Source organism: Aeromicrobium sp. Leaf291 (assembly GCF_001423365.1).
Lineage (GTDB): Bacteria > Actinomycetota > Actinomycetes > Propionibacteriales > Nocardioidaceae > Aeromicrobium.
In genome coordinates, this window is the sequence record NZ_LMNM01000001.1 from 59,004 (window position 1) to 75,273 (window position 16,270).

General features: G+C 72.8%; 16 protein-coding genes. 7 read left to right on the forward strand and 9 right to left on the reverse strand.

The features are described from left to right. Positions 1-5: 5 nt before the first annotated feature. A complete protein-coding gene (locus ASF35_RS00280) occupies positions 6-860 on the reverse strand; it encodes an exonuclease domain-containing protein (RefSeq protein WP_055961128.1) in 855 nt (284 codons plus the stop codon). 541 nt (positions 861-1,401) lie between these two features. Between ASF35_RS00280 and ASF35_RS00285 the strand changes: the two genes are divergently transcribed. Beyond that, positions 1,402-2,280 (forward strand): SDR family oxidoreductase, encoded by an 879-nt coding sequence (locus ASF35_RS00285; RefSeq protein ID WP_055961131.1) that lies wholly within the window; start codon positions 1,402-1,404, stop codon positions 2,278-2,280. A 6-nt stretch (positions 2,281-2,286) separates the two neighbouring features. Here ASF35_RS00285 and ASF35_RS00290 read toward each other — a convergent pair whose 3' ends face one another. The 6 genes from ASF35_RS00290 to dacB all read right to left on the reverse strand — a co-directional run bounded on the left by ASF35_RS00290 (position 2,287) and on the right by dacB (position 8,227). Beyond that, on the reverse strand, positions 2,287-3,195 hold the full coding sequence (locus ASF35_RS00290; RefSeq protein WP_055961134.1) for a sucrase ferredoxin: 909 nt from the start codon (positions 3,193-3,195) through the stop codon (positions 2,287-2,289). Between the two features lie 27 nt (positions 3,196-3,222). Further along, positions 3,223-4,446, reverse strand: coding sequence for a cupin domain-containing protein (locus tag ASF35_RS00295; protein WP_082495268.1), 1,224 nt, complete (start codon positions 4,444-4,446; stop codon positions 3,223-3,225). A 3-nt stretch (positions 4,447-4,449) separates the two neighbouring features. Further along, on the reverse strand, positions 4,450-4,692 hold the full coding sequence (locus ASF35_RS00300; protein WP_055961137.1) for a hypothetical protein: 243 nt from the start codon (positions 4,690-4,692) through the stop codon (positions 4,450-4,452). A gap of 79 nt (positions 4,693-4,771) precedes the next feature. After that, complete coding sequence (locus tag ASF35_RS00305) at positions 4,772-5,446, reverse strand: hypothetical protein (RefSeq protein ID WP_055961140.1); 675 nt, start codon at positions 5,444-5,446, stop codon at positions 4,772-4,774. 61 nt (positions 5,447-5,507) lie between these two features. Next, entirely contained in the window at positions 5,508-6,659 is a 1,152-nt protein-coding gene (locus tag ASF35_RS00310; RefSeq protein ID WP_055961143.1) for a peptidoglycan-binding protein, read from the reverse strand. A gap of 134 nt (positions 6,660-6,793) precedes the next feature. After that, entirely contained in the window at positions 6,794-8,227 is a 1,434-nt protein-coding gene (gene dacB / locus ASF35_RS00315; RefSeq protein ID WP_055961146.1) for a D-alanyl-D-alanine carboxypeptidase/D-alanyl-D-alanine-endopeptidase, read from the reverse strand. A 99-nt stretch (positions 8,228-8,326) separates the two neighbouring features. Between dacB and ASF35_RS00320 the strand changes: the two genes are divergently transcribed. Further along, a complete protein-coding gene (locus ASF35_RS00320) occupies positions 8,327-8,818 on the forward strand; it encodes an inorganic diphosphatase (RefSeq protein ID WP_055961150.1) in 492 nt (163 codons plus the stop codon). Between the two features lie 429 nt (positions 8,819-9,247). On the opposite strand, the gene ASF35_RS00325 is transcribed toward ASF35_RS00320, so the two are convergent. Next, positions 9,248-9,862, reverse strand: a complete 615-nt coding sequence (locus ASF35_RS00325; RefSeq protein ID WP_055961153.1) for a TetR/AcrR family transcriptional regulator — start codon at positions 9,860-9,862, stop codon at positions 9,248-9,250. Positions 9,863-9,929: 67 nt separating this feature from the next. On the opposite strand from ASF35_RS00325, the gene ASF35_RS00330 reads away from it, so the two are divergent. From ASF35_RS00330 to ASF35_RS00350, 5 genes are all read left to right on the forward strand, one after another. Continuing rightward, positions 9,930-11,396, forward strand: coding sequence for an NAD(P)/FAD-dependent oxidoreductase (locus tag ASF35_RS00330; RefSeq protein ID WP_055961158.1), 1,467 nt, complete (start codon positions 9,930-9,932; stop codon positions 11,394-11,396). Between the two features lies 1 nt (position 11,397). Next, positions 11,398-12,795 (forward strand): cytochrome P450, encoded by a 1,398-nt coding sequence (locus ASF35_RS00335; RefSeq protein WP_235492836.1) that lies wholly within the window; start codon positions 11,398-11,400, stop codon positions 12,793-12,795. Between the two features lie 58 nt (positions 12,796-12,853). Next, a complete protein-coding gene (locus tag ASF35_RS00340; RefSeq protein ID WP_055961161.1) occupies positions 12,854-14,113 on the forward strand; it encodes an NADH:flavin oxidoreductase/NADH oxidase family protein in 1,260 nt (419 codons plus the stop codon). Positions 14,114-14,193: 80 nt separating this feature from the next. Beyond that, the gene (locus ASF35_RS00345) at positions 14,194-15,153 is read left to right on the forward strand and encodes an NADPH:quinone oxidoreductase family protein (protein ID WP_055961164.1); all 960 of its coding nucleotides are present in this window, start codon (positions 14,194-14,196) and stop codon (positions 15,151-15,153) included. Beyond that, positions 15,150-15,740 (forward strand): hypothetical protein, encoded by a 591-nt coding sequence (locus ASF35_RS00350; protein WP_055961166.1) that lies wholly within the window; start codon positions 15,150-15,152, stop codon positions 15,738-15,740. Before ASF35_RS00345 ends, ASF35_RS00350 begins: the two co-directional genes overlap by 4 nt. Here the strand turns inward: ASF35_RS00350 and ASF35_RS00355 are convergent. After that, a complete protein-coding gene (locus ASF35_RS00355; protein WP_055961169.1) occupies positions 15,737-16,270 on the reverse strand; it encodes a GNAT family N-acetyltransferase in 534 nt (177 codons plus the stop codon). The genes ASF35_RS00350 and ASF35_RS00355 overlap by 4 nt on opposite strands.

Genomic DNA, 16,270 nt, shown 5'->3' on the forward strand with positions numbered 1-16,270 from the left:
GCCCGTCAGCCGACGAGCGGCCAGCCGGCGGGGTCGTCGAGGTCGCGCCCGGCCTTGCGGGCGTAGGCGTTCCAGTCCTCGGCACGCTCGGCGTACCACGATCGCTGGCTGGCCATGAGCGTGTCGAGGTCGAGGCCGCCTACGTGCGCGTGCCGGGCGGCCAGCTCGACCGCGACCTGCCGCGCGGCGACCGCGTCGCACGTGGCGTCGTGCGCACCGTCGAGCGTGACCCCGTAGTAGGCGGCGACGTCGCCGAGCCGCCGACGTCCGAGACCGCCTCGCTCGACGCCCCAGTCGACGACATAGGGATCGACGACGAGCAGCCGGTCCCAGTCCGGCTGGGTCAGCCCGTGCCGCACCGCCTCGGCGCGCAGCATGGACAGGTCGTAGCAGGCGTTGAAGACCACGAGACCGACCCGGCGCTCGACGAGCGTCTGCACCCAGTCGAGCACGACCGGCAGCGCCTCGGCGGGCGTGGGCGCGTCGGCCAGCATCGCGTCGGTGATGCCGTGCACCTGCGCCGCCGCCTCGGGCACGGGGACACCGGGCTGCACGAGCCCGGTGATCTCGAACCCGGGCTCGTCGAGCAGCGCGTAGCTGACGACCCGGTCGCGCAGGGGGTCGGTGCCGGTGGTCTCGAGGTCGAGCGAGGCCAGGGGCAGCCGGTGCCACCCGTCGTGGTCGCCGCGCTGCGGAGGCCGCGGCGAGCAGGCGACGCACCACGTGCGCCAGGCCCCGGGCGTGCCGGTGAGGTGCCCGGCCCCGGCGTGCACGTGCTGGGCGCACGCGGAGCAGAAGCCGTCGAACCGGTTGGCCCGCATCGCCCGACCACCTGCCTCTCCCTCGTCCTCGGGGATCACGCTAGGGGTCGAGGCGGACGCTTTCCGGCACCGACGCGCGGCCGGTCGCGTCCCTCCGATTCGGACACTTCCGGGGCGTTGGGACCGGGGTGACCGCCCCGGAACTGTCCGAAAAGTGGACCTGCGGCTGCGTCGGCGCGGCGGGATTCGAAGGTGGCCTCCGAAAGGGCCTCGACGGAGGAGGGGCACCGGACCCACCCGACCTCCCCGGCCCCGCCCCGCGTTCTGACGACTTGGTGTCGATTTCGGACGCACGAACCGACGTCACCGCGTCAAAACGCCGGGCCCGCGCCGATTCGGACACATTCGGGGCACTTCGACCCCGAAACGTGCCCCGGAAGTGTCCGAAACGGATGCCGCAGGTCGGGGGCTCGGGCGGGGCGCTGGTCCCGCTCCGGTCGAGGCCCTTTCGGAGGCCGCCGCGACGTCGACCGCAGCCGACGCAGCCGCAGGTCGAGGGCTCGCCATCGTTCGACCAGAACCGTCGCCCCACCCGACACCAACTGGTACGATCGCACTGGTTTCGTCGAGAGGAACGACCATGGCTCGCACCCGCACCTCCCTGGAGGGCAAGACCGTCGTGATCACCGGTGCCGCCAGCGGCATCGGTCGCGCCACGGCGCTGCGCCTGGCCCCGAGGGGCGGGCGCCTCGTGCTCACCGACGTCGCCGCCGACGGGCTCGACGAGACCGTCGCACTCGTGCACGCCGCCGGCGGTTCGGTGCTGCACCACGCGGCGTTCGACATCAGCGACCTCGATGCCGTGAGCGCGTTCGCCGACGAGGTGCACGGTCACGTCGGCGCGGTCGACGTGGTGCTGAACGTCGCCGGCATCTCCACCTGGGGACGTATCGAGGACCTGCGCCCCGAGCACTGGCGACGCACCGTCGAGATCGACCTCATGGGTCCCATCCACGTGCTCAGCTCCTTCGTGCCCCGCATGATCGAGGCCGGTCGCGGCGGGCACGTCGCCAACGTCTCGTCCGCGGCGGGCCTGTTCGGACTGCCCCTGCACGCGCCCTACAGCGCGGCCAAGTTCGGCCTGCGGGGGGTGAGCGAGGTCCTGCGCTTCGACCTCGAGCAGCACGGGATCGGCGTGACCCTGGTCTGCCCCGGCGCGGTCCGGACGCCGCTCGTCGGCACCGTCGACATCGTCGGCGTGGACCGCGACGACCCCCGGGTCGCCAAGGCCGTCGGACGGTTCGAGAAGCACGCCGTGTCCCCCGAGGAGGCAGCCGACGCCATGCTCCGCGGCATCGAGAAGGGGCGCTACCTCGTCTTCACGTCGCGCGACATCCAGGTCGGGCACCTGGCGCAGCGCTTCGCGCCGTTCGGCTACACGACCGCCATGCGCCTGCTCAACCGCAAGGCCTCCACGTTGCTGCGTCGCACCCGCGACGAGCCGCTCGTGCCGCGCTGACCCGCCTCAGGCCGACGCTGCAGGGCTCAGCGCGTCGACGACGAACGCACGGGCGGAGGTCGCACGGGGCGCCTGGCAGGTGAGCACGGCAGGGTCGCGGTGCACCGCGCGGACGTCGGCGACCACGGCCGACGGCAACGGACCGGAGCAGTCGAGCCGGACCCTCCAGCGTCCGTCACCGAGGTCGTCCACCTGCGCCGAGCGGACGTCACGCGGGCCCGCCGGGCCCCATCGCTCGTGCACCGCGACGGCCGCGGCCTGCGCAGCCGGCGGCAGGGCGCTGCTGCCACGCAGGAGCGCGGTCGTGACCCGCCCGGCCAGGTGCTCCTCGACGACGCCGACCGCGGTGTCGGCGTCGAGACCGCCGTAGAAGGTGCCGTCGGGCACCACCACGACGTTGGCCGCGAACCGGTCGCCACCGACGTGGCTGCACTCCCACACGACGTCGCCGAGCCGCTCGGCCAGCGCAGCGGCCACCGGGCGACCGCGCACGGCGCAGCACGTGTCGTGCCGTCCGTGCGCGCACACCAGCACCGCGGCCTCGTCGCTCCAGCCGGGTCCGCCCGAGTCCTCGCGCAGCACCGCGCACGCCTCGAGGAGGTCCGCGGCATCGGTCCAGGCGCCCCAGCGGATGCGGCCGTCCTCCACGTCCGCCACTGCCCACGCCCGGCGGCCCGACGCCTCGGACCGCCGACCCGGACGACGGATCAGGATCGTGCGCGCGCCCACCTCTCGCGTGGCGGCCACCAGCCGGGCGACCACGTCCGGGTCGAGACCCTCGGACTCGAGCGCGTGGAAGGGCCACGGTCCCTGGTGCTCCACGAGCAGGAACCGACGGACGTGCAGGGCCGTGCCGGTGAGCGGGTCGGACCGCTCACGGGCCCGCGCCGCGCACAGGTCATCGAGGTCGGCCACGAGCCGATCCTCTCGCAGCGCGGCAGGTCACGCGGGCACGACGACGCCGGCCGACACCAGCCGGCGGGCTGCGTCGAGACCCAGCGACCCGGCCGGGACGGCCTGGCCGTCGAGCAGGGCGGCGACCGCCCCGGGGTCGACGGCGGACACGTCGACCGCTCCGGCGCGGCCGGTGAGCGTGGTGCCGTCGAGGCGTGCGCCCAGCTGCTCACGCAGCCTCAGCGGCGTGGTGTCGTGGAGGCTCTGCGCCGTGCGCAGCTGGGCCAGCGGGCCCACCGGCTCAGGGCGCCCGGATGCGTCGTCGCGCGCCCCGAGAGCGGCCGCCAGGGTCTCGACGGGCACGGAGCGCAGCGCCGACAGCAGCCGGTCGCGCACCAGCTCGGCGTGCGCCTCGAGGTCGCCTGCCTCGGCGACGTCGACGCCCAGGGGCAGCGACGTACGAACATCGGGGTCGTCAGCGACCACCGCGAGCGCGGCCGTGACCAGCTCCTCGGCCACGTGGTGCCGGTGCCAGGTGTGGACGCCGAAGGTCAGGTGCGTGCTCACGTCGCCCAGCGCGGTGGCAGCGTGCAGCGTGCCGCGCGGCAGGTAGAGCACGTCGCCGGGCTCGAGCACGGCGTCGATGAGCGGCTCGCGCTCCGCCTCGACCCGCACCGCGTCACGACGGTCGGTCCAGGGCTGGTCACGCAGCGGCGCCTCGTGCACCGGGGCGTGGATCCGCCAGTGCTTGGCTCCGGAGATCTGCAGCACGAAGACGTCGTGCACGTCGTAGTGGTCGTCGAACCCGCGGGACTGCGGTGGCGTGACGTAGGCGTTGACCTGGACCGGGTGCCCGAGGTCGGCCACCAGGGCCTGGGAGAACGAGACGACGGCGGGCCACGTGCGGTGCAGCGCCTGCAGCACGAGCGTGGCGCCGTCGGCGAACAACGACGTGAGGCGGGTGTCGTCGACCTGGTCGGCGATGCCGGCCCCCACGCCACCGCCCGACGTGAACGCGCGCGTGTTCAGCGTCGTGCCGTCCTTGGCCACGCGCAGGAACGGTGTCCGCAGCCCGTGCGTCGACACGAGCTCGTCGACGGCGGACTCGCCGAACAGGTCGTCGAACCGCGCGGGCAGGTCGGCCGCGCGGGTGAGCAGCGGCGCCCGACCCCACGTGTCGGCGGCGAAGCCGACGGGGTCGACGACGAGACGACGCAGGGCAGGGTGACCGGTCCGCAGACCGGCCACCCCTCCCTGCTCGGTGGTGGTCACGACCTACTGGGCCGAACCGTCGGCGCCACCGTCGGCGCCACCGTCCTGGACGCCCGGGGTGCCCTCGGCGCCACCGTCGGCGGGACCCTCGGCGCCACCGTCGGCGCCACCGTCCTGCACGCCCGGCGTGCCCTCGGCGCCACCGTCGGCGGGACCCTCGGCGCCACCGTCAGCGCCACCGTCCTGCACGCCCGGCGTGCCCTCGGCGCCACCGTCAGCGGGACCTTCTGGGTTGAGCTCGCTCATGTGTTCCTCCTGGGGTCGACTGTGCGGCGGGTGCCGCGGTTCCCACATTGGCACCGTGGCCGCGGCTCGCAACTCGGCGTCAGGACCGGTCGGTGCGTCGCCCGGTGCCAGTCCCCGGGCCGGCGCCGGTGCCGTCGCGGGAACCGTCGACCGGGCCGCTCTCGCGCTCGTCGAGCCGGCCCTTCAGCGTGCGCACCTGCTTGCGTCGGTGGGTCGCGACGACGCCCGTCACGAGCAGCACCACCACCAGTCCGGCAGCACCCACGGCACCGATCGCCGTCGCGATCCGGAACCCAGGAGCCTCGACGTCCATGATGCGCTCGCCCGCGTGCGCCGCGTTGCCCGTGCCCAGCACGACCGCGAGGGTCAGCCAGTTCGGCACCGCCAGGACGATCGCCACGACCAGCAGGATGCCCCGCCACGTCCAGTTGAAGAACCGGCGACGCAGCTGCACGACGATCATCAGGGGGACGATCGTGAAGACGAACCCGTAGAACAGGCCCCACAGGATGCCGCTCGTGAGGTCGCCGTTCACCTGGTCGCCGATGCGCTGGGCCCACCACCGCGGGAAGAACGCCGACGCGACCAGGGCCCCGGCGTACACGACCGCGACGAGCACGAGGGCCCAGACGAGCCGCTTGACCCACCGCTGGGGGTCGACGTCGGACGGGACGTACCGGCGCTCGTCCTTGCCGTGGGTGCGATCGCGCTCGCCGGCGCGCTCGTCTGGCTGACGTCCCTCGTCTTCGCTCATGCCTCGATGATCCCGCGCACCGCCTCGCCGCACCACTCCAACGACGGGGCTGTCGGCCACGTCACGAGGCGAGGGCCGCCCAGTCGCCCTTCGTCCAGGTGCCGGTCTGGGAGCGGCCCATCGCCTTCTGCCGGGCCCGGACCGCCGCGACCGTGAGGGGTCCGTAGTACCCGTTGCGGTCCGCGCGCTTCATGCCGAGCGCGACCTGCAGCACCAGCACGGCCTTCCCGGTGGTCCGCTCGGGCAACGAGGAGGTGTAGCGCTCCGCACCGTAGGCCGCGGCCTCGGCGGCCGAGAGGCCCTTGGCCACGTCCGAGGTGACCTTCGCGGGCACGAGCGAGGCCCACGTCGGCTGGTCGATGGTCCCGGTCCAGGGCAGGTCGTGCTTCTTCTGGTACGCCTTGACGGCCTCGCGGGTGGCGGCGTCGAAGGTCCCGGTCTGCTTGACGCCGAGCGCCTTCTGGGCGGTCTTCACGGTGCCCGCGCGGGACCCGAGCGCGATCGTGGCCCACGACGTCCTCTTGACCAGGGGGACGGCCGCGTAGCAGCGGGTGGTGCGCGCCTTCGAGTTCATGACGGCCGGCTGCCCGGCGAAGCGGGAGCACGGCCCGTGGTCGACGGGGTGGACCTTCCCCGTCCAGAAGCTGGTGGTTCCTCGGGCGCCGTTCCAGCTGAACGACAGGTGGACGTGGTCGCGGTGGCCCGAGCTCGGGCGCCAGCCCTCCTTGGACCGGTAGACGGCCCAGATCTTCTCGTTGTAGATGACGTACATGATGCCGAGACGCCGGGCGTTGGTGCCGCCGTCCTTCGTCAGCCAGGCGAGGAAGTCGGCGGCGGCCTTCTTCTCCTCGGCGTCCTTCACGTCCACCATCCAGTCCCAGGCCCGCCCGTCGGCGTGCTCGGACACCCCCTCGGAGCAGCCTCGCGCCGTGTTGCCCTTCCCCCCGACGCCGTAGGTCTTCATGACGAGGTCGCGTGTCTTCGCGACACCGGCCGGCGTACCGGGCTGGCAGGCGACCTGCGGCGCGTACGCCGACGGGGGGTCGACGGCCGTGGGCAGCGCGACGGGGGCCTTGAGCCCCTTCGGCTTCGCGGGGAGCGGCACCGGTGTCGTCTGGGTCGCGGCTTGGGCCGCGGTCGACGTGCCACCGACGGCGGTGAGCGTGGCCGCGCACATGAGTGCGGCGGCGCACGCGAGCCCGAGCCTGCGCATGATGATCTCCCTCGCCCGTCGGGCTTCCCCACCCGGCGGACGACCATCGTGCGTCTCATCCGTCACACGTGTCACGGCTTCGCGTGAACTACAGGACTGTTCTTCGCGGGGCAGTGGGGTCAGGGCGGCCGAGATCAGGACTGGGTCGCGTCGGGACCGCAGGTGCAGGCCGCCAGCGCCGCCGCCACGTCGTCGATCGCGGCCTGAGTGACGAACGGGTTCACGCCCTCGGTGTCGTCGACCATGACCGCGAAGACGATCGGCACCCCTCTGGCGTCGGTGGCGTACCCGGCCAGCGAGTGCACTCCGGTGAGCGTGCCGGTCTTCGCGCGCACGAGACCCCGGCCCGCGGAGTCCTCGTCGAAGCGGTCCTCGAGGGTGCCGGTGAGTCCGCCGACCGGCAGGTCGGCGAGCAGCTCCGACGTGGAGGCGCGCGACGCCGCCACGCGCAGCACCCCGGCCAGGGTCTCGGGGGCGATCCGGTTCGACCGCGCCAGACCGCTGCCGTCGTCGAGCCGCAGGCCCTGGACGGGCACGCCCGCCTCGGTGAGCGTGGCCGCCACCGCGTCAGTGCCGCCCTCGAAGCTGCCCGGGCCGCCCGCCGCCAGTCCCACGTGGCGCAGGAGGACCTCGGCGGCCTCGTTGTCGCTGCGGACCAGCGTGGCGTCGACGATCTGGGCGACGGTGGCGCTCTGCACGGCGGCGAGCACCCGCTGCGGGTCCGGCGGCGCGTCGGCCCGGTCCGGGTCGCCGTCGACGTCGATGCCCTCGTCCTGCAGGTAGCCGGCGAACCGGTCGGCCGCGGCGCGGGCCGGGTCCCCGGACCGGATCCCGTCGCGCACCCCCTGGTCGGCCCACAGCGCACTCACTGGCGTGACGACCTGCCCGGGCACGTAGGAGTCCTCCCAGCCCGGACTCGCCGACGGACCCGTGAAGAGGCCGGCGTCGTAGCCGAGAGACACCTCACCGACGCCGGCGTCGTCGAGCGCCGCGGCGGTGCGCTCGGCCAACGTGCGCAGGTCGGCGCGGTCCACGCGCGTGGGCCGCTCGGGTCGGCTCGACGCCAGGTACGGGTCACCGCCGCCGACGAGCACGACCTCGTTGCCGTCGAGCACGGTCGAGGTGCTGAAGCGCGATCCGGGTTCGAGAAGGGAGAGCGCGGCGTACGCCGTGAGCAGCTTCGTCGTCGAGGCCGGCACGAACGCCTCGGCGGCGTCGCGGGCGAACACCGACGTGCCGTCGAGCCCCACCACGGCGACGCCGAGCCGGTCACCCAGCTCGGCGCGGCGGGCAGGGTCCTCGAGGAGCGGCTGGACGGCGGCACGCACGGCGTCGGGGTCGAGGGCACCGGTCATGACGGGATCGGGCTGGACGCGCTGCGGGGCGGCATCGAGGGTGAGCGCCTCCGGCGGGGCGACCGCCTCGGGCCCGCACGGGCCGCCGCACACGACGGGGTTGAGCCGGCCCGACGTCCAGCCGAGGCCGACTCCGGCGACGAGCACGACGGCGAGGAACAGCCCGCCCAGCGCCCACGGCAGAGCGACCCTGCCTCGATCTCGTCGCGTCACATGGGCCAGACTATGCACGAAGCGCCCATCCCTGCGGTCCCGCCCGACGGCGGTCGCCCGGTGCGCTCAGGCAACCAGCAGCGACGAGAGGCCCGACCCGTGATCTTCGATGTCACCGTGGAAATCCCCAAGGGTGAGCGCAACAAGTACGAGGTCGACCACAAGAGCCACCGCATCCGGCTCGACCGCACGCTGTTCACCGCCACGCAGTACCCCGCCGACTACGGCTTCATCGACGACACCCTCGGCCTCGACGGCGACCCGCTCGACGCCCTGGTGCTGCTGCCGTCGCCCACGTTCCCCGGGTGCGTCATCACGTGCCGCGCCATCGGCATGTTCCGCATGACCGACGAGGCCGGCGGCGACGACAAGGTCCTGTGCGTCCCGGCCACGGACCCGCGCCAGGAGCACCTGCGCGACATCCACCACGTGCCCGAGTTCGACCGCCTCGAGATCGAGCACTTCTTCACGGTCTACAAGGACCTCGAGCCCGGCAAGTCCGTCGAGGGCTCCACCTGGACCGGCCGCGTCGAGGCCGAGGCCGAGGTCAACCGCAGCTTCGACCGCTTCAAGGACAACGGCGGCTACTGATCTTCCTCCGGCGCGGCCCTGCGGCTGCGTCGGCTCGGGTCCGTCTCGAGGCGGCCTCCGAAAGGGCCTCGACCGGGACGCCACCAGCGCGCCGACCGGGCTCCCGGGCTGCGCCTCCCGTTTCGGCCACTTCCGGGGCACTGATGGGTCCCGAACCGCCCCGCAAGTGTCCGAAACGGACGTCTTGACGCGTTGAGGTCGGTCCGCGCCGTCAAGATCGACCTCAAAGCGTCATAACGCCTGGCGGGGGCCGGGGAGCTCGGCCGAGCCCGACGCACCCGCACCGTCGAGGCCCTTTCGGAGACCGCGCCCGGACCCACCCGCAGCAGCGCAGCCGCGGGCCACACGCTTCGGACAGGTACGGGGCACACGTGGGCCCCGGACCGCCCCGGAACTGTCCGAAACGGAGGGACTGAGCCTGGTCGCGCGTCAGGCCGACGTGGAGCCGCGGAGCAGGGCGCGCATGGTCTCGGCGAAGACGTCGACGTCGAGCTCGCCGTCGAGCGAGCGCATGGCGCCCAGACCGATGCCGAGGCTGAGCAGGGCGGTGGCGGCCTTGCGGGCCTCCATGCCGAGGGCGAGTCCGGCGTCGGCCATGACCCGCTCGATGAGGTCGGCGCTGGCGGCCACGAGCATGCGGTGCCGCTTGACCAGCTCGGTGGCGACCCAGGGGCTCTGCCGCGCGACGGCCGCGAACTCCACCTCGAGCGCGGTCCAGCGCGGGTGGCCCAGCTTCTCGCGGGCCCAGGAGGCGAAGGCGTCGATGCGGCCGTCGAGGTCGGCGTCGACCGTGAAGGCGGCGACGACCCCGGAGATCTGCTCCTCGTGGATCGTGTCGAGCACCGCCATGCAGAGCTCCTCCTTGCCGGAGAAGTTGGAGTACACCGCACCCTTGGAGAAGCCGGCCGCGACGGCCACCTTGTCGAGGGACGTGGCGTTGTAGCCGTCGGCGAGGAACAGCTCGCGGGCGACCTCGACGAGGCGTTCGCGGGTCTGCGCCTGACGTTGCGCCCGCGTGACGGTGCGCTCGCTCTCGACGGTCATCGCTGCCTCCCTCGACGTGTCCCGCACCACCTGGTCACGGGACTCAGATACCGATAGTATCCGAAACATGATCTCCACGGACATCCTGGTCATCGGCACCGGTTTCAGCGGCATGGGCATGGCCATGAAGCTGCGCGAGGCCGGACGCGACGACTTCGTCGTCATCGAGAAGGCCGACGACGTCGGCGGCACCTGGCGCGACAACACGTACCCCGGCGCCGAGTGCGACATCCAGTCCCACATGTACTCCTTCTCCTACGAGCTCAACCCCGGCTGGAGCCGCGAGTACTCCGGGCAGCAGGAGATCTGGCAGTACATGCGCGGCGTCGCGACGAAGCACGACCTCTACGACGTCATCCACTTCGGGACGGAGGTCACCGGCGCCGAGTGGGACGAGGAGCGGCTGCGCTGGACGGTCAGCACCTCCAAGGAGACCTACGACGCCCGGGTGGTCGTGTCCGGCATCGGCGGCCTGCACATCCCGAACATCCCCGACCTTCCGGGCGCCGAGAGCTTCGCGGGTGCGCGCTTCCACTCCGCGCAGTGGCAGCACGACGTCGACCTGACCGGCAAGAAGGTCGCCGTCGTCGGCACCGGCGCCAGCGCCATCCAGTTCATCCCGCAGATCGTCGGCGACGTCGCCCAGCTCGACGTCTACCAGCGCAGCGCCCCCTGGGTCGTCCCGAAGCACAACCACGACATCGAGGGCCGCAAGAAGGCCTTCATCAAGAAGCTGCCCGGCGGCACGCGCGCCTACCGCAACGCCATGTACTGGCTCAACGAGGCGCAGCAGCTGGGCTTCACCGGACCGCTGCAGAACATCACCAGCGTCATGGAGAAGAAGGTCTCGGGCTACATCCGCAGGACGGTGAAGGACCCCGCGGTGGCCGAGAAGCTCATCCCCGACTACCGCCTCGGCTGCAAGCGCGTGCTCAAGACCGACCACTACATCCCGGTCTACAACCGCGAGAACGTCGAGCTCGTCACCGACGGCATCGAGGAGATCACCGCCGACGGCATCCGCGCGAAGGACGGCACGTTCCGCGAGGCCGACGTGATCATCTACGGCACCGGCTTCCACGTGACCGACGCGTTCGAGTGGGTGCACGTCACCGGCAAGGGTGGCCGCGACCTGTCGAAGACGTTCAAGGAGAAGGGGATCGAGACCTACCTGGGCATCTCGGTCACCGACTTCCCGAACTTCTTCTTCCTGCTCGGCCCCAACACGGCCCTCGGCCACAACTCGGTCGTGTTCATGATCGAGCAGCAGACGAAGTGGATCCTGTCGATGCTCGACGAGATGGACGAGCGCGGCGCCCAGGCCGTGGAGCCCACGCCGCAGGCGCAGCGCCAGTTCAACGACGCCCTGCAGGAGAAGGTCAGCAAGGGCGTGTGGAGCCAGGGTGGCTGCACCAGCTGGTACCTCGACAGCCAGGGCAAGAACCGCACCATCTGGCCGGGCTTCACCTTCCGCTACTGGTGGGTGACCCGCAAGGTCGAGGCCCAGGACTTCGCGTGGGAGAAGGCGGCCTGACGTGACCGGCGGGGGTGCCGGGACCCCACGACCGGCCGGGGCGGCGGACCAGCAGAGCTACGACGTTCCTCCGGGTCCGCGCGGGAACCCGCTGCTCATGACCATGCGGTTCATGCGCAAGCGGGGGCCGCTGATCCGCGACGCCCACGCCACGTACGGCGACACGTTCTCGGTGCAGATCCTGCCCGGACCGCGCACCCTCGTGATCCACTCCGACCCCGCAGACGTGAAGGAGATCTTCGCCGCCGACCCGGCGCAGTTCCACGCCGGCGAGGGCAACGCGATCCTCAAGCCGGTGATGGGCGAGCACTCGCTCCTGCTCACCGACGACGCCGAGCACCAGCGCGGCCGCAAGCTGTTGATGCCGGCGTTCACGGGCCCGGCGATGCGCAGCTACCGACCGCTCGTGGAGGGTCTGGCCAAGGAGGCCGTCCAGGGCTGGCACGACGGGCAGCGGCTGGTCACGCTCGACGCGATGAACGCGATCACCCTCGAGGTCATCCTCCAGGTGGTCTTCGGCGTGACCGACGAGGAGCGGCTCTCGGTGCTGCGTCCCAAGGTCACACGGATCGTCGACATCGACGCGGGCATCCTGCTGTCGTGGATCTTCCCGCGGCTGCGCAGGATCCCGCCGTGGCGCGGCTTCTTCACCAACCTGCGCGAGGTCGACGACCTGCTGTACGCCGAGATCCGGGAGCGTCGCGCCGAGCACGAACGGGGCGACCTCGAGGGTCGCGACGACGTGCTGTCGCGGCTGCTGCGCGCCGGTGACGACCCCGAGGCCGCCCCCGGCGGGGGTGCCGGGCCACGCGCGGCGGACGGCACCGACGGGCTGAGCGACGAGGAGCTGCGCGACCAGCTCGTCACACTCCTGCTGGCCGGGCACGAGACGACGGCGTCGGCGCTGTCGTGGACGCTGCACGAGCTGGGCCAGGACCCGGTGCTGCTGGCCCGGGCCACGCGGGCCGCCGACGAGGGCGACGAGACCTTCCTGGAGGCGTGCCTGAAGGAGGCGATGCGCCTGCACCCGATCATCGACTTCGTGGCGCGGTCCCTGCAGAGCGACCAGGTCGTCGCGGGCCGACGGCTCCCGAGGGGCACCACGGTCACCCCGTCGATCATGCTGTCGCACAGCCGCGAGTCCTCGTTCGCCGACGCCCACGCGTTCCGTCCCGACCGGTTCCTCGACGGCGAGGTCACGGCCGGCACCTGGATCCCCTTCGGCGGTGGAGTGCGGCGCTGCATCGGCGCCGCGTTCTCGCTCATGGAGGGCACGGTGGTGCTGCGCGAGGTGCTGCAGCGCTTCGAGGTGCACACCGAGAAGCCCACCGGGCCGCGCCTGCGCAACATCACGAACGTCCCGGACGACAAGGCGCCGGTCGTGCTCCGCGCGCGATGACACCGTGCTGCGCTCCCGCTGACCCGCATCCCTGACAGACCACTGCGTCGGAGGACCCATGTCCACGAACCCTGCCCCCGCGACCGTCGACCGGTCGGTGCTCACCGCGCCGCTCACGCTGCCCAACGGCTCGACCCTGCCCAACCGGCTGGTCAAGGCCGCCCTGAGCGAGGGGCTCGCCCGCCGCGACCACTCGCCGGGCAGCCGGCTGCGTCGCCTCTACGCCCGCTGGGCCCACAGCGGCACGGGGCTCATGATCACCGGCAACGTCATGGTCGACCGCCGCGCGATCGGCGAGCCCGGCAACGTCGTCGTCGAGGACGACCGCGACGCCGCCGACCTCGCCGCGTGGGCGCAGGTCATGAAGTCCGGCGGCAGCGCGGCGTGGGTGCAGCTCAACCACCCCGGCCGCCAGGTCCCACGCTCGCTGTCCGCGCACCCGGTCGCCCCGTCGGACGTCGCGGTGCCCGGCACGGCGGGCGTCTTCGCGGAGCCGCGCGCGCTGACGAGCGCCGAGATCGAGGACGTCGTCGCCCGGTTCGCCACCGCTGCCCGCGTCGTCACCCAGGCCGGGTTCGACGGCGTGCAGATCCACGGCGCGCACGGCTACCTCGTCAGCCAGTTCCTGTCGCCGCTGTCGAACCGCCGCACCGACGCGTGGGGCGGGACGCCCGAGAAGCGCCGTCGCTTCCTGCTGGAGGTCGTCCGCGCCGTGCGCGCCGCCGTCGGTCCCGACGTCCCGGTCTCGGTCAAGCTCAACTCCGCCGACTTCCAGAAGGGCGGCTTCGACGAGGCCGAGTCGCTCGCCGTCGTCCACGCGCTCGCCGCGGAGGGCATCGACCTGCTCGAGGTCTCCGGCGGCACGTACGCCTCGGCCGCGATGCTCGGCGTCGACCCCAGCCTCAAGGACTCCACCCGACGGCGCGAGGCCTACTTCCTCGCGTTCGCCGAGCAGGTCCGCGCCGAGCTCCCCGACCTCCCGCTCATGGTCACCGGTGGGTTCCGCACCGTCGAGGGCATGGCCGACGCCCTCGGCGACGGCGGCATCGACCTCGTGGGGCTCGGCCGCCCGCTCACCGTGGAGCCCGACGTCCCCGGCCGGCTGCTCGACGGACGGGCTGACGCGAGCACGGTCCGCCCCCGGCGCAGCGGGATCCGCATGCTCGACAACCTCACCGAGCTGACCTACTACACCGTCCAGATGTGGCGGATGGCCGACGGCAAGGAGCCCGCACCCGACCGGCACGCGCTGCTCAACGTCACCCGGTATCTCGCGACCAACGGCCGCGACAGCATCCGTCTGCGTCGCGGGCACTGACCCCGAACGATTCCGGCGCGACGCCACGAACTCTCACTAAGCGCTTGCTTAGCGGTGCTCCGCGGCCCTAGGGTCGGGCCATGCGTGCCGTGCAGATCACGACGCTCGACGGGCCTTCGGCCGTCGAGGTCACCGAGCTCCCCGACCCCACCGCCGCCGACGGGCAGGTGCTCGTGCGGGTGCGGGCCGCCGGCGTCTCGTTCCCCGAGGTGCTGCAGACCCGCGGGCTGTACCAGCTCAAGCCGGAGCTGCCGTTCGTGCCGGGCTCGGAGGTCGCGGGCGAGGTCGTCACCGCCCCCGAGGGGTCCGGCTTCTCCCCCGGCGACCGGGTGGCCGGGTTCTGCATGCTCGGCGGGTTCGCCGAGTACGCCGTCACCCAGCCCGACATGACGTTCCACCTCCCCGACGCCGTCTCCTTCGAGCAGGGCGCGTCGGTGCCGCTCAACTACCTCACGGCCTACTTCGCCCTCGTCGAGCGCGGGCGGATCGCACCGGGTGAGCGCGTGCTCGTGCACGGGGCCGCCGGAGGCGTCGGCACGGCATCCATCCAGGTGGCCAAGGCGTTCGGCGCCGGCCACGTCATCGCCGTCACGTCGACCGCCGAGAAGGGCGCCGTGGCCATCGACGCCGGCGCCGACGAGTTCGTGCTGGCCGACGGCTTCCTCGACGCGGTCAAGGCGTCCGGCAAGGTCGACCTCGTCGTCGACCCGGTGGGCGGCGACCGCTTCACCGACTCCCTGCGCAGCCTCCGCGAGGACGGCCGGCTGCTCGTCATCGGCTTCACCGCCGGCGACATCCCCGAGGTGAAGGTCAACCGGCTGCTGCTCAACAACCTCAGCGTCGTGGGCGTCGGCTGGGGCGCCTACGCGCTCGCCCGTCCCGGGCACGTCGCCCAGGAGTGGGCGGCCATCGCCCCGCACCTGGAGTCGGGTGCGCTCACGCCGCCGATCGGCGCCACGTTCGGCCTCGACGAGGCGGCTCAGGCACTCGCCACCATCGACGAGCGACGCGCCACCGGCAAGGTGCTGCTCACCCCGTGACGCACTCCGCCCGACGCCGCTGGTTCGCGCTGCTCACTCCTGGGCAGACCACCGGGATCATGCTCGCGGGCCTCGACGTCGTCGGCGGTCCGGTCGTGCCGCTCGCGGAGGCCACCTACGCCGACGCCGACGCGGCACGGGCGGCGTTCGGCCACCCCGCGCCGGCTCCGGGCGCGGGTCGGTTCGTCGACTTCCTCGTGGTCCCGGAGCTGCCGGGGGTCGAGGTGCGCGACGGCGTGCTCACCGAGACGCGCGCGCCGTCGGGCACCGAGCTCTGGCGGCTCGAGGCCGACGGTCGACGTCGAGTCGTCTCGTACTACGACACCCCCGCCTACGGCTGGCGCAACGGCCGCGGCGACGTGCGGCCCGCGCAGCACGTCGGCCTGCGGGCCCGCTACGCGGGTGGAGGTGACTACGTGGCCGCGTTCGAGGACGGTGTCGACGGCGTGCACCTGGTCGCCGTCGGCGAGGACCCGCCGGAGGGCTTCGCCTGGACGAAGGTCGGCGTCTCCCGCCGCACCGTCCCGCTGTCGGACGTCGAGCTCTACGACGCGGCCACCGGGGACCCGTTCGCCCACACGCCCTAGCGGGGACGCGGGAGGAACGCGAGCTGCGCCGTCTTGTGCCCGAGGTCGACCACGGGACCGACCTCGAAGCCCTCACGACGGAACCGGGCCACCGACCGCTCGTTGAGCACGTCTGGCTCCACGACGATGCGCCGCACCGACGGGTCCTCGAGCACCACGCCGAGCAGGTACCTCGCGAGCGAGCCGGTGAAGCCCGGCCGACGCTCCCCGGGGCCCACGAACAGGTGCACCCCCAGGTCACCCGGCTGCACGTCGTAGGCCTCCCCCACCGGGTCGTGCTCGGGCTCGTAGGTCTGGAAGACGGCGACCGGGACGGTGTCGGCCCGGTGCTCGTGGACCAGGTAGGCGTGGTGCGTCCCGAGGGAGTCGAGGTAGGCGTAGACCTCGCCGACCTCGTCGCGGGTGTGGTCGGTCATGCCCCAGAACCGGGCACGCTCCTGCGTCACCCAGCCGTGCAGCAGGTCGAGGTCGCCCACGGGGTCGACGGGTCTGTGCGTGAAGGGGGGCGTGAAGGGGGGCGTGTCCGCCAT

Bases quoted from the DNA above. Each gene is read 5' to 3' on its own strand.
- ASF35_RS00300 (WP_055961137.1), bottom strand. From the start codon at position 4,692: ATGAGCGAGCTCAACCCAGAAGGTCCCGCTGACGGTGGCGCCGAGGGC.
- ASF35_RS00340 (WP_055961161.1), top strand. From the start codon at position 12,854: ATGTCCACGAACCCTGCCCCCGCGACCGTCGACCGGTCGGTGCTCACC.
- ASF35_RS00325 (WP_055961153.1), bottom strand. From the start codon at position 9,862: ATGACCGTCGAGAGCGAGCGCACCGTCACGCGGGCGCAACGTCAGGCG.
- ASF35_RS00310 (WP_055961143.1), bottom strand. From the start codon at position 6,659: ATGCGCAGGCTCGGGCTCGCGTGCGCCGCCGCACTCATGTGCGCGGCC.
- ASF35_RS00345 (WP_055961164.1), top strand. From the start codon at position 14,194: ATGCGTGCCGTGCAGATCACGACGCTCGACGGGCCTTCGGCCGTCGAG.
- ASF35_RS00305 (WP_055961140.1), bottom strand. From the start codon at position 5,446: ATGAGCGAAGACGAGGGACGTCAGCCAGACGAGCGCGCCGGCGAGCGC.
- ASF35_RS00330 (WP_055961158.1), top strand. From the start codon at position 9,930: ATGATCTCCACGGACATCCTGGTCATCGGCACCGGTTTCAGCGGCATG.
- ASF35_RS00285 (WP_055961131.1), top strand. From the start codon at position 1,402: ATGGCTCGCACCCGCACCTCCCTGGAGGGCAAGACCGTCGTGATCACC.
- ASF35_RS00355 (WP_055961169.1), bottom strand. From the start codon at position 16,270: ATGGCGGACACGCCCCCCTTCACGCCCCCCTTCACGCACAGACCCGTC.